The organism is Pseudomonas soli (assembly GCF_021283165.2).
GTDB classification, from domain to species: domain Bacteria; phylum Pseudomonadota; class Gammaproteobacteria; order Pseudomonadales; family Pseudomonadaceae; genus Aquipseudomonas; species Aquipseudomonas soli.
The window spans coordinates 5,933,829-5,946,907 of sequence record NZ_CP128543.1 but is presented as its reverse complement, the minus strand read 5'-3'; the positions used below and the strand labels follow the sequence as shown (position 1 = coordinate 5,946,907).

The window sequence follows — 13,079 nt, the reverse complement described above, 5'->3', positions numbered from 1 at the left end:
CGAATACTAGCTCAGTGTTCACTCCAAAGATGCCGCCATGCTCATGGCCATGGTCTTCGTGCCCGGTTTGGTCATCCGGACGCTCAAGCATACTTTTCATAACTCGTCCCTTCTGGCTCAAGGCTTCCAACTGCTACCTGCAGCTAGAGGCCATCGCTATTGGTTAGCAAAGGTCTACTCACGAACTTCCCAAAATGCAGCCACTAAAGCATTCCGACTTCGCGCGGCCCTTCGGAATCAATAAAAAAGCCAGGCACTGCCCGGCATTTTCGAATTCTCTTATTATCCTATTCAAAGCTGCAGCTACTTATTATTGATACATTGTGAGTACATGGAGTAACGAACTGTCTTGAGCGTGCCCTCAGAGTCCTCAAAGGTCATCAGCCGTGGGTAGACTTGACAGGTGCGTGGATCTTTCGATTGCCGCACGAACTTCGCGACATCTATCTTCATTCCGTACTTGTAGTCTTGAACCTCAGGCATAGGCTTGCCATTTTTCTCCGCATAGGTAGCTACAGCGCTCTGGTGCTCCTGGATGTATTGCAACTGCCGCTCCTCGGAGAACGTTGAAGCTTGCGACGCCATAGAGAAAACAACAAGTGCTGCAGCAATAATGAGCTTGTTCATAGAATCCTCTTAAATTCAAAACTTCTCGGACGTAACCTTAGCAACGCATAGCCATCACCGGCATGACGAGAAGCTTACAATTTTGAAAGAAAATATAAGTCACTTCTGGTGAAACAAAAAAGCCCACAACAAAGGTTGTGGGCTTCCTGTTTTACCGGCTATCAACTAACCACTTCGGCCTCGTCGCCGTCTTCATCCTTGCGGTGCGCCCAGTGATACAGAGCGGGTAGTACCAACAAGGTCAGTGCAGTGGAGGACAAGATGCCACCAATCACCACCGTCGCCAGTGGCCGCTGGACTTCTGCACCGGTGCCGGTGGCCAAAGCCATCGGGATGAAGCCCAGTGAGGCCACCAAGGCAGTCATCAGAACAGGCCGCAATCGAGTCAACGCGCCCTCATCGACGGCTTGTCTGAGCGTGCGCCCTTCTTCCCGCAGCCCACGGATGAAGGCAATCATCACCAAGCCGTTAAGCACCGCAACCCCCGAGAGCGCAATGAAGCCGACACCTGCGGAGATCGACAGCGGGATATCCCGCAACCACAGAGCCACGACGCCACCAGTAAGTGCGAATGGAATGCCGGTGAAGACCAGCATGCCGTCCTTCAGATTGTTGAACATCAGGAACAGCAAGGTCATGACCAGCAGTAAGGCGACCGGAACAACGATCTGCAGACGTTTGGCGGCCGACTGCAGCTGCTCGAACTGGCCACCCCAGGTGGTCCAGTAACCCGCAGGGATCTCCACGTTTGTTGCCAGAGATGCGGTCGCTTCTTCAACGAACGACCCAAGGTCGCGGCCCCGAACGTTTGAACTAACAATGACCAGGCGTTTGCCATTCTCGCGGCTGATCTGGTTCGGGCCCAGCTGCAGGTCCAGATTGGCGACCTGCGACAGCGGAATGAAGCCAATCTGATTGGCGCCCTGAGCAGCATTAGCCGGTACGGGAATCAGCAGGCTGGACATGCCCGCCACATCGGTACGAACGGTCTCTGGCAGACGTACCACCATGTCGAAGCGACGGTCGCCTTCGTACAACGTGCCAGCGGTACGGCCACCCACTGCAATAGCAATCGAGTTCTGCACATCCGCGATGTTCAGCCCATAGCGCGCAGCTTTTTCACGGTCGATGTTGATCGTCAGCACCGGCAGGCCGGTAGTCTGTTCAACCTTGACCTCCGAGGAACCCGGAACTGCTTTAAGTGCTGCAGCGATCTTGTTGGCCGTACTGTTGAGCACGCCCATATCATCACCGAAGACCTTCACTGCAACGTCACTACGCACACCCGAGATCAGCTCGTTGAAGCGCAACTGAATTGGCTGAGACAGCTCGTAGTTGCTCCCAGGAACTCCGGCCGCGGCTTTCTGTACCTCAGCGATAAGCTCGTCACGAGGCTTTTTGGGATTCGGCCACTGATCCTGAGGCTTGAGCATGATGTATGCGTCGGAGGCATTAGGCGGCATCGGGTCGGATGCAATCTCAGCCGTACCCGAGCGTGCAAAAATCCGCTCTACCTCAGGGACTTGCTCAATAACGGCCTTCTCGAGACGCTGCTGCATCTCGACGGACTGCGTAAGGCTCGTCCCAGGTACTCGGATGGCCTGCATCGCAAAGTCACCCTCGCTCAGGCTCGGGATGAATTCGCTGCCCATACGACTTGCAAGTACACCACTAAGCACGACCAATGCGACTGCTGCCGAGAATGCTATGTTCCGGTGCCCAAGAACCCATTGCAGTACCGGCTCGTAGCGCAGCCGCGCAGTGCGCATGACCACACCTTCTTCTTCTTTGACCTTGCCGGTGACAAACATGGCGATGGCCGCAGGTACGAAGGTAACAGAAAGGATCATTGCACCCAGCAGCGCCATCACGACAGTGAAGGCCATGGGGTGGAACATTTTTCCTTCGACGCCGGTCAGGGCGAAAATCGGCAGGTAAACCACCATGATGATCAGCTGGCCGAAGATGAGCGGTCGACGAGCTTCCCGCGCAGCCGCAAAGACCTCATGGAACCGTTCGGTTTTGGTGAGCATACGGCCATGCTTGTGCTGCGCATGAGCTAACCGACGGATTGCGTTTTCTACGATTACCACGGCTCCGTCGACGATGATGCCAAAATCGAGTGCCCCCAAACTCATTAGGTTGGCACTGACCTTGTTGTTGAACATACCTGTGAAGGTGAACAGCATGGACAGTGGGATCACCATCGCAGTGATCAGTGCCGCACGGATGTTGCCAAGGAACAGGAACAGAATGGCGATTACTAGGATTGCGCCTTCCACCAGGTTCTTCTTCACCGTAGTAATGGCTTTTTCAACCAGGTTGGTACGGTCGTAAACGGTGATAGCAACCACTCCCTTTGGTAGGGTGCGATTGATGTCAGCCAGCTTGGCAGCGACAGCTTGAGACACGGTACGGCTGTTTTCACCGATCAGCATGAACACGGTACCAAGCACTACTTCACGGCCATTCTCAGTAGCTGCCCCCGTACGTAGCTCCTTACCGATGCTGACATCAGCGACGTTGCTGATGCGAATTGGCGCTCCATCCACACTGGTAATCACGATGTTGGCGATGTCTTCGATGCTGCCAACCTGACCCGGTGCACGGATGAGCAACTGCTCGCCATTACGCTCAATGTAACCAGCGCCGACGTTGGCGTTGTTACTTTCCAATGCTGCAACCAAGTCATTGAGCGTCAGCTTATAAGTAGCCAGGCGCTTCGGATCCGGTGCAACCAGGAACTGCTTGGCATAGCCACCGATGGTGTTGATCTCGGCCACGCCCGGCACGTTGCGTAGCTGCGGTTTGATGATCCAGTCCTGGATCACTCGAAGGTCGGTGGGTGTGTACGGCGTACCGTCCTCTTTGACCGCGCCTTCTTCGGCCTCAACGGTCCACAGGAAGATCTCGCCGAGACCAGTGGATACCGGCCCCATGACAGCCTCTACGCCCTCTGGCAACTGCTCCTTTGCAACCTGCAGCCGCTCGTTGATCAGTTGGCGGGCAAAGAAGATGTCGGTGCCGTCCTTGAAGATCACTGTGACCTGAGACAGGCTAGAGCGAGACAGGGAGCGGGTCTGCTGGAGCCCTGGCAGGCCGGCCATGGCCGTTTCAACTGGAAACGTAATACGCTGCTCGGTTTCCAACGGCGAATAGCCAGGCGCTGCAGCGTTGATCTGCACCTGCACGTTAGTAATGTCAGGTACGGCATCGATGGGCAGCTTTTGATAGCTGTAGATGCCGATACCGGCCATGATCAGAACAGCGATCATTACGACGATGCGCTGTTCAATGGCGAATCTGATGATACGTTCAAACATGAGAAATCATCCTGTCAGTTCGCATCAGTGACCGTGCTCGGCAGAAGCTTTGCCGAGTTCGGACTTGAGTGTGAAGCTGCCACTGGCTGCTACCTGGGCGCCGGCTTCGATACCGTCGGTGATTTCCACATACCCATTGTCACGACGGCCCAGCTTTACAGGACGGGTGTCAAAGCCTTCTGAGGTGCGGACGAATACCGACGCCTTGTCTTCGACGGTTTGCACCGCACTTTCAGGAACAGCTACGGCAACTCGATCTGTCTGGGAAGTGACGGCGATGTTTACGAACAGACCTGGTCGCCAGGCACCGTTGGGGTTGGTCAAGGTGACGCGGACGGTTGCCGCACGATTTTGCTCACCTAGCAGGCTGCCGACGTACCCAACTTTTCCATCGACCTCAACATTCATGTCAGGCGAAGTAACCTTTACTGCACGACCAGTCACGACCTTACCCAAATCGGTAGGAGGCACTGCGAAGGTTGCCCACACCTGGTTAAGGTCAGACAGGATGAAAGCGTTGGTCGCCTCACTGACAACTTCACCAATGGTCAGGTGCTTCTCCACTACCACGGCGTCAAATGGCGCCCGGAGCTCGTAACGGTTACCACCGAGTGAGCTGACAGAGGTACCGATTGCACCAACTTTCTGTTTGGCGTTTGCCAGAGAGATCTCAGCTTCTTGCAGCGCTTGGCGTGCCTGGAGGTAATCCTGCTCGGCGGAGATCTTGTCCTGCCACAATTGCTTCTCCCGATCGAAGGTCACGCGTGCGAGCTCGACGCGCCGTTGTGCAGCCTGCTGCTCACTGCGCAGATCGGATATCTGTTGGCTGGCAATGACCGCGAGGACTTGGCCTTTCTTGACCACCTCGCCCAGGTTGGCCTGAACACTTTCAACAACACCAGGGACCCGAGGTACCACGTGTGCGGTGCGATCCTCGTCGAAGCGGATCTCACCTGGGAAGGTCACGACCGTGCCGAGGTCTCGAGGAGCTGCGGCCTCCAGGACAACCCCGGCAGCTTTGATCTGCTCAGCACTAAGCGTCAGTTTGCCTTCTTCCTCACCACCCTCTTCGTCGTGGCCTTCTTCACCATGTCCTTCATCCCCCTTTTCCTTAGCAGGTGATGCGGCCTTCTTTTCGTGACCGTGACCATCATTAGAACCGTGCTCGGCACTGCTGGACGGCTGTTGTTCGGAGCTAGAGTTCCAGGCGAGGCTGCCGAAACCAAGGGCTGCCGCAGCTGCTACAGCTAGGGCGATCTTGCGTTTGTTATCCATTGCTACTCCTGCTGATCGTAGGCACCGGCCTTGTCAAAACCGAGTGTCGAAGAAATATTTGACCCGTTCAGATACCGCCGGCACTCGCACCAAGGTCGCCATAAACCCTTTCCACCTGCGCACGCGCATTGGTCGCTGCTGCCAGCGACTCGAGGTATTGGCCACGAGCGACGATCAATGTGCGTTGGGCATCCAGCACTTCGATGAAGCCGAATTTGCCCATCTCGAAACCGCGGGTTGCGGTATCCACGGCCTGCTGGGCAGAAGGCAAGATGGTCTTGTCATAGGACTCGACCTCCTGCATGGCAGTAGTCCACTGGTTCAACGAGGTCAGGGTTTCTGTACGTAGTCTCAGCTCTACAGCGTTACGCTGATCACGGGCCTGGTCTGCGCGTCGAGAAGCAGAAAGAATGTTGCCCTGGTTACGATCAAACAGAGGCAGCGGCATGGACAGCCCGACGACATTGACCCGCTCACGCACGGAGCGGTCGTACTGGCTACCCACGCTCACCGTCAGGTTCGGAATACGTTGTGCTTTTTCAGCACCGAGCGAGGCATCGCTCTTGTCGATCTGCACCACTGCCTGGCGCATTTCGGCTGTTTCATCGAGCTTCGAGAGCAGTTCTTCAGCTTGTGGTGGCAAGCCAGGGGACAGGGTCGGCGAATCCAGGCGATCAAACACGGTAACCGCGCTGCCTGTAATCTGGGCGAGCTCCTGGTAGGCGGTCGCTTTCTCCGTTTCGGCGCGGCGGAACTGCAGCCTGGCTTCGGCCAATTGCACCTGAGCACGGGTGGCCTCCACCGGGGACGATTTACCTGCGCGTACACGTCCATCGACAATACGAAGACCGCGCTCAGTCAACTCCAGGGATTGTTTGGCCAAGTCCAGGCCCGTTTGGGCACGCAAGGCCGCGTAGAAGGCCTGCACGACGTCAGCACGCAGACCGTTCACACGACGGTCCAACTCCAGCTGCGCGGCAGTTTGGCCGTATGTAGCGACTTCAACTCGAGCGCCTCGCTTACCGCCCAGTTCCAAAGTCTGGCTGAGCCTGACAGTAGTCGTGCTGGTGCTTCTACGTGTGTCTTCAGCCTCGTAAGAGATCTCGGGGTTGGGGATAAGTCCAGCCTGTTTGCGTGCACCATCCGCTATCCCAATCTCCTGCCTAGCTGCGGCCAAATCTGGGTTGGCATCCATTGCCGTGGAGAGCGCTTGGGGCAAGCTGATGCTTTGGGCAAATGCAGCAGGTGCCATCAAACCGGAGATTGCCACACAGAGTGCAGCAATCTTCCAAGGTGAGATTGAGGTCTTGGATAAGACATTACGGTTATACCGGGGCACTTTGATGGTCCTCGTGCACAAACTTCGATAAAGCTTGGCGAGAACGCCGAGACAGCTGCCAAGCCCCACTGGATTAGGTGATGGCACTCTAATCAGCGGTAGCTATCAGAGGGGTGGCTAGAAAATTACAATTTCGTAAGGAAGCCAGGAAGCACCCGTAAATACTGAAAAAATCAATCCATCCCACGGATTTCATTGCAAACGTCAGACTTGGATAGCACGCCTCAATCGCCCTCAAACAACGAAAACATGACGAAATTGTAATTTTCCTATCACCATCCCGTTATCTTTGGCCTGCAAAGATGAGCTTGGCGCTACGCTTGGCGCGCTGACGCGTTAGAACATATAACGACAACGCATCGGTAAAACATAATAAAAGCTGCCGTAAATCAAAGGAGCATCGGATGAGAATCAGAGTACCACTTTATCTGGCCGCAGTTTCTGCGCTCTCTGGAAGCTATGCTATTTCGGCACAAGCTGAAGACAAGCCAGACGGCTTTATCGAAAGCAGCAGCCTTACAGTCTTGAACCGAAACTTCTATTTCAACCGTGATAATCGCGACAGTTCGGCCCCTACTTACAACAGTGGCAAGGGCAACACCAATGGCTACTCCGAAGCCTGGGCGCACGCGATCATTACCAAGTTCAACTCTGGGTTTACCCAGGGTACGGTCGGCTTTGGTGTTGATGCCTTTGCCATGATCGGCCTCAAGCTCGACACCGGCGACGGGCGCAACGGCGGCCGGAGCTCCTTCGATGTGCTTCCCGTTGATAACAAAGGTGAAGCTCGTGATGAGTACACCAAGGTAGGTGGCGCCGCAAAAGTCCGCTTGTTCGATACCGTTGTGAAAGTGGGTGATGTCTTCCCGTCGACCCCAGTGGTTGCATCGGGCGATTCGCGTCTGCTGCCAGAAAGCTTCCGTGGTGTAACTGTTGAAAACACCAGCATCCAGGGTCTCACCCTGCAGGGCGGTCGACTGCATGCGATGAGCCAGCCAGTTTCTAGTAACTTGAACGATAACTTCGTTACCTTCTACGGCGGCCCGGTAAACTCGCCCTGGATCGGTTACGGCGGTGGCGACTATCAGGTCAACGACAATGTCACCGTTAGCGTGTACGCCAGCCAACTTAAGGATGTCTGGAATCAGTACTACGCCGGCACTAGCTTCGTCTACCCACTGAACGATGATCTCGCTCTGCTCGGCGGCTTCAATTACTACAAAGCAGTGGACGAGGGTAAGCGACGTCTGGGTGAGTTCGACAACAACATCTGGAGTGCCAAGGTAGGTGTGCGCTACGGTGCCCACACCCTCGCTCTGTCGCACCAACGCAACAATGGCGATGACGACTTCGACTACCTGCGTCAGTCGGACTCGATTTTCGTCGACAACTCGATCCAGTACAGTGACTTCAACTCTCCGAAGGAACGCTCCTGGATGCTGCGCTATGACCTCAACATGACCAGCTACGGCATCCCCGGACTGTCGTTCATGACTCGTTATGCTCGAGGCTCAGGCGCGGACTACTCGAACGCCAACCAGTTCTACATGCGCACCGACGACAACGGCAATCCGCTCACCAACCAGAAACGTTGGGAACGTGATATTGAGGTCAAGTACGTTGTACAAACTGGCCCAGCAAAAGACCTGTCCTTCCGGTTGCGCCAAGCCACCACTCGTGCAACTGCATTCGAATCGGACCTGGATGAAACTCGCGTGATCGTGGAGTACCCTCTCTCGATTCTGTAAGCACACATTGAATCGATTTCACAAAGCCGATTCAATTAGGAAAATGAACATCACGAATTCACCTTGAGTGGCTTAATTGCTCCTTTGGTAAAAGGTGGATATTTGGCGCCCTATGGGCGCCTTTTTTTATCTAAAATTCAAGCATTTGTTCGAGTGCACGCATCGCCTGTCGATGCAGTTCATGGCTGCACCAGTGTTCGACTTCTTCAGTGTAAGCAACATCGCCCTCATCTGAACGTAATGAGGACAATACAAAAAACAAAATAACCCAATACTTCATAAGGTCAAATCACTTGTCAGATATGGGGTCCGTAGCGGTCAAACCCGAGTCGGGACACGATATACCCCGATACTATCAACCGTATTACCTGAAAATTACAAATCCGTAATTTAGAACCTATTCATCTCATTTTGATTTACCATCCCTCTCAATAACACCGGCACGCGTGCGCGGTTAATTGCTCAGTGATATCGAGACAAAATCACATGCGAATTCTGGTAATCGAGGATGAAGTAAAAACTGCAGAATATGTACGTCAAGGCCTTACAGAATGTGGGTATGTCGTTGACTGCGTACATACCGGCCCAGATGGACTATTCCTGGCCAAGCAGCATGAGTACGAGCTCATCATCCTCGATATAAATCTGCCAGAGATGGATGGATGGCAGGTTCTTGAACTATTAAGGCGAAAGAGTTGCCCTTCGCGCATCATGATGCTCACAGCGAGGAGCCGCCTAGTTGACAAGGTTAGAGGCCTTGAGAACGGTGCAGATGACTACCTGATCAAGCCATTTGAGTTCCCTGAACTGCTTGCTCGGGTTCGAGCCTTAATGCGCAGGTCTGATCACCCCTCATCAGCAGAGATCATTCGCGTCGCTGATCTGGAGCTCGATCAGAGCCGTCACAGAGCGTTTCGAGATGGCCAGCGCATTGATCTGACCACAAAAGAGTTCGCACTTCTGCATTATTTAATGCGAAACACTGGCGTGGTACTTAGTCGCACCCAGATCATTTCTCAAGTTTGGGATATGAACTTTGATTGCGACACTAACGTAGTCGAAGTCTCAATCCGGAGGCTGAGAGCAAAGATAGATGATCCTTTCGAAAGCAAATTAATTCACACCTTAAGAGGTGTTGGGTATGTATTGGAAAAACGATGAGGCTAACCATTAATACTCTCATGACACCTATTATTGCTGCCAGTGTTGATTTTGACCTGTGAACAAAAATCAACTACTGCCCTTCGACAAAGATAGTTGTGCCGTCAATTGTTTTTTCAACTGATATAGTTACTTGCCAGATACGAAAACACAATTCCATCAGCATATAAAAAGCCCCGCCACTCCGGCGGGGCTCTCTGGTTACTTGCCTTTTCTGTGCTTATGCACACCTAGATCTGGATGTTTGTCTTTGTTCTCAGGGGTAACACTACGACGCTGATCTTCCTTTCCCGTCGACTTAGCGATCGGCTTAGGTCCCGGTTTTATCCCCATAGAGCTTCCCTTTCCACTAGTAAGTAGGTTTCTCAAAAGCTCTGGCCATGTAGGTAGCCCATTGAGCTGGGTCACCTTTCTACTGGCGCACCTAACAATGTCGCTCGCAAAATGCCTTGGCGCGCCTTTTTAGTAAGCCTGGTTTCACGCTTATGTAGAAAGCCAGTCCATACGGCTGTTCTGTAAAAGATACCCCACCATGTACCTAGGTCGGAGCTGAATCGGTATAGCGTATTAGCGCCTGGCTAATTCCTTGCCCATACCCTTGAAGATTTAAGGTGAATGAGCAAGTGGCCCGCCTGGACCCCTTGCTTGAACTACCGCTGAGTTATTGAGTTCTCCATGAATCAACTTCTTGCGAACGGTATTTGGATTTCCACTCTTTCAACCTCTTGTGATTACCACCTTTGGTCTCAATAATTTCGCCAGAGTGTGGGTTCTTGTAGACCTTCAACTGACGAGGCTTACGAGTACCCCTATCGGCAATGGGAGCAGGAGCGGTGGAGCGTGCAGTAGCCTGAGGGTCGAGGATCGCGACGATGTTACGCAGGCTGTAGCCGTACTCACCCAGCAGGTCGCGAAGCTTCTTCTCGAATTCGATTTCGCGCTTCAGACCATCGTCATTTTTCAAGGACTCAAGCTCAGCTAGCTGTGCAGCAAGCTGCTGTTCGAGAGCACGAAATTCGGCGAGACGTGACATATGATATTCCTTAATTATGATGCTTAGAGACTATCCCATCTGCTGGCCAGCCAACAAGAACTTAGGCTAAAATCTGAGCGGTTTTAGCTGATTTCGAACATTCCATTGCCAGTTGCCTAAATGGCTCACCATTAATTTTGGCTTTATATCGAAACAGGCACCCTAGGGTCAGGAAACCAGCGCTTGAGGACCTGTAGGTTGCTTTAGCGATAGTTCACCTCGTCGTGTTGTGATTGGTGTGGAAGTCCTGGGAGTCAGTACCGTCGCTGATGGAAAGGCACAAGCAGAAGACTGCACTCAGCACTGGGCTACCGTTCACCGAACGAATATGCAAAAGGCTTGAGAAAGGCGGCTCAATAGCCAGCCTCTTGGCGTCCGTTGTCACGGGACAGGCTCAGATGGTCTTTGCCATTCAGGATGTCCTGGCAACGATTTTGGTGCTCTATTGCGCGCCTGAAGCACTCGGTCGTTAACACTCTCATGATCAGTGGTAGGGGGCGATAGGGAATACGGAAATATCCGTTGCCCATTGGCGATCTTGGTAGTCGCTGTGTTCCAGTCGGTTTATGGCACTCGTCGTGCGCACTCGGCTCATCGGAGGACAGTGCACGGCCAATCGCGGTTTCATGCGCTTGCATGGCCGAGTCGGTTTGAGCCTTTTCGCACGCCTGGGAAGAAGTCGATCGCCCCAAGTGGCCGAAGGCCTTCCTGAGCTTGCGCACTTGCCACGGTGTCTGAAGCGAATTATCCGGTGAGAGGTCAGCCCTGCAGCTTGCAATTTCTTCCATCAGCTTGGCGTACTCTTCGCTTCTGTCGAACAGCCCGCCTGAAGCGATCCTCACGTTCGGGCCGCGTCAGGATAAAGGCCGTACCGTGGATGGCCAGTAAATCTCATTCCACGGCTTGAAACGCTTCGCGGCTCGTGCATTGTTCCGGCAACAGGTAAAGCAGCACTGCAGCACCTGAGGCCTTCAGGATTTTCCAGGCACGCATTCGCTCGTGGCGTTGGCCGTCGAGCACCCCAGAATCAATAGCGACCAGTCAATCATGTAGATGACTCAACATAAAATATATCTGTCTCTATATTAAGCTGGATCTGTCCAAAAGCGACGTGTATTCAACGAGCGCGTCGAGCAGGGTGGAACCACGTTGACCATATCCTCCTGGGGGGGATACGCTGTTGTCACCATTATGAAAGTCAAGCGATTGAGATCGCCGCCAGCCTTGCACAGAGGTGCCATGCTATCCGTCCTGAAAAATCGCACCTACAGGCACCTGTTTGTGGCCCAAGTGATCGCCTTGATCGGTACGGGTTTGGCGACTGTTGCCCTTGGCCTTCTGGCCTATGATCTGGCCGGGGCGCAGGCTGGCGCCGTGCTGGGTACTGCGCTCGCGATCAAGATGGTGGCCTACATTGGCGTGGCCCCGATTGCCGCTGCGTTCGCCGAACACTTGCCCAGGAAAGCCATGCTGGTCACCCTCGACCTGGTGAGGGCGGCAGTGGCACTGTTGCTCCCGTTTGTCACAGAGATCTGGCAGGTCTACGTGCTGATTTTCGTGCTGCAGTCGGCATCTGCCGCATTTACCCCAACGTTTCAGGCCACCATCCCCGACATCCTTCCAGATGAGCGTGATTACACCCGGGCGCTATCGCTTTCGCGCCTGGCTTATGATCTGGAAAGTGTCATCAGCCCGATGCTCGCGGCAGCACTGCTGACCGTGGTCAGTTTCCACAGCCTGTTCGGCGGCACCGTCGTAGGTTTTCTCGTGTCAGCTGCCATGGTGGTTTCAGCGGTACTGCCGGTAGCCGTTCGCGGGCCCAAGCGGGGCATCTATGAACGTACGACCAAAGGTCTGCGGATCTTCCTGCACACCCCACGCCTGCGCGGCCTGCTGGCCCTGAACCTCGCCATTGCTGCGGCCAGCGCGATGGTGATTGTGAATACGGTCGTTCTGGTTCAGGCGAAGCTTGGGCTGGATCAGCGCGCGATGGCCATGGCATTGATGGCCTTTGGTGGCGGCTCGATGGTGGTGGCGCTGGTGCTTCCGCGACTATTGGAGCGCCTTGATGATCGTAAAGCCATGCTTGCCGGCGGAGCGGTCCTGGTGGCTGGTTTGTTGGTCGGGGCCTTCGTCTCCGGCTATTCGGCGCTGATCGCTCTGTGGGTGGTGCTGGGCGCTGGATATTCCCTGGCACAAACGCCATCGGGGCGGATCTTGCGTCGATCATCCTCGGCTCAGGATCGACCAACGTTGTTCGCTGCCCAGTTCGCCCTGTCTCATGCCTGTTGGCTGATAACCTATCCGATGGCCGGGTGGCTGGGAGCCAGCGTCAACCTCACTGCTGCGTTCGTTGGTCTAGGTCTACTCGCTGGTGCTGCGTGGGTACTGAGCAAATGGATCTGGCATCCTGACCATGATCTCGAGGTTTTGCCGCATCAGCACGACGACCTTGCGCAAGACCATCCACATGTCGCGGATGGCCAATCCCACGCTCATACGTTTGTTATCGATGAGCACCACCGGAAATGGCCCCGGCAATAGTGCCCTCCACCGCGATCGGTTGGGGCACT

8 protein-coding genes are annotated in these 13,079 nt (G+C 54.3%); 3 read left to right on the top strand and 5 right to left on the bottom strand.

Going from position 1 to position 13,079, the window contains the following annotated elements; all coding sequences use genetic code 11:
• Positions 1-303: 303 nt before the first annotated feature.
• The 4 genes from LU688_RS27435 to LU688_RS27420 all read right to left on the bottom strand — a co-directional run bounded on the left by LU688_RS27435 (position 304) and on the right by LU688_RS27420 (position 6,564).
• The gene (locus tag LU688_RS27435) at positions 304-627 is read right to left on the bottom strand and encodes a DUF2790 domain-containing protein (RefSeq protein WP_232887925.1); all 324 of its coding nucleotides are present in this window, start codon (positions 625-627) and stop codon (positions 304-306) included.
• 161 nt (positions 628-788) lie between these two features.
• On the bottom strand, positions 789-3,950 hold the full coding sequence (locus tag LU688_RS27430) for a CusA/CzcA family heavy metal efflux RND transporter (protein ID WP_232887926.1): 3,162 nt from the start codon (positions 3,948-3,950) through the stop codon (positions 789-791).
• Positions 3,951-3,974: 24 nt separating this feature from the next.
• Complete coding sequence (locus LU688_RS27425) at positions 3,975-5,225, bottom strand: efflux RND transporter periplasmic adaptor subunit (protein WP_232887927.1); 1,251 nt, start codon at positions 5,223-5,225, stop codon at positions 3,975-3,977.
• Between the two features lie 67 nt (positions 5,226-5,292).
• Entirely contained in the window at positions 5,293-6,564 is a 1,272-nt protein-coding gene (locus LU688_RS27420) for a TolC family protein (RefSeq protein WP_232887928.1), read from the bottom strand.
• A 404-nt stretch (positions 6,565-6,968) separates the two neighbouring features.
• Here LU688_RS27420 and LU688_RS27415 point away from each other — a divergent pair, with 404 nt between their 5' ends.
• Together LU688_RS27415 and LU688_RS27410 are read left to right on the top strand one after the other, a co-directional pair.
• Positions 6,969-8,312, top strand: coding sequence for an OprD family porin (locus tag LU688_RS27415; protein WP_232887929.1), 1,344 nt, complete (start codon positions 6,969-6,971; stop codon positions 8,310-8,312).
• A 486-nt stretch (positions 8,313-8,798) separates the two neighbouring features.
• Positions 8,799-9,473 (top strand): heavy metal response regulator transcription factor, encoded by a 675-nt coding sequence (locus LU688_RS27410; RefSeq protein WP_232887930.1) that lies wholly within the window; start codon positions 8,799-8,801, stop codon positions 9,471-9,473.
• Positions 9,474-10,134: 661 nt separating this feature from the next.
• Here LU688_RS27410 and LU688_RS27405 read toward each other — a convergent pair.
• On the bottom strand, positions 10,135-10,506 hold the full coding sequence (locus LU688_RS27405; RefSeq protein ID WP_232887931.1) for a histone-like nucleoid-structuring protein, MvaT/MvaU family: 372 nt from the start codon (positions 10,504-10,506) through the stop codon (positions 10,135-10,137).
• Between the two features lie 1,239 nt (positions 10,507-11,745).
• Between LU688_RS27405 and LU688_RS27400 the strand changes: the two genes are divergently transcribed.
• Positions 11,746-13,050: an MFS transporter gene (locus LU688_RS27400; RefSeq protein WP_232887932.1), complete on the top strand. Its 1,305-nt coding sequence runs from the start codon at positions 11,746-11,748 to the stop codon at positions 13,048-13,050.
• The last annotated feature ends 29 nt before the right edge of the window (positions 13,051-13,079 follow it).

Bases quoted from the DNA above. Each gene is read 5' to 3' on its own strand.
- LU688_RS27430 (WP_232887926.1), bottom strand. From the start codon at position 3,950: ATGTTTGAACGTATCATCAGATTCGCCATTGAACAGCGCATCGTCGTA.
- LU688_RS27405 (WP_232887931.1), bottom strand. From the start codon at position 10,506: ATGTCACGTCTCGCCGAATTTCGTGCTCTCGAACAGCAGCTTGCTGCA.
- LU688_RS27425 (WP_232887927.1), bottom strand. From the start codon at position 5,225: ATGGATAACAAACGCAAGATCGCCCTAGCTGTAGCAGCTGCGGCAGCC.
- LU688_RS27410 (WP_232887930.1), top strand. From the start codon at position 8,799: ATGCGAATTCTGGTAATCGAGGATGAAGTAAAAACTGCAGAATATGTA.
- LU688_RS27400 (WP_232887932.1), top strand. From the start codon at position 11,746: ATGCTATCCGTCCTGAAAAATCGCACCTACAGGCACCTGTTTGTGGCC.
- LU688_RS27415 (WP_232887929.1), top strand. From the start codon at position 6,969: ATGAGAATCAGAGTACCACTTTATCTGGCCGCAGTTTCTGCGCTCTCT.
- LU688_RS27435 (WP_232887925.1), bottom strand. From the start codon at position 627: ATGAACAAGCTCATTATTGCTGCAGCACTTGTTGTTTTCTCTATGGCG.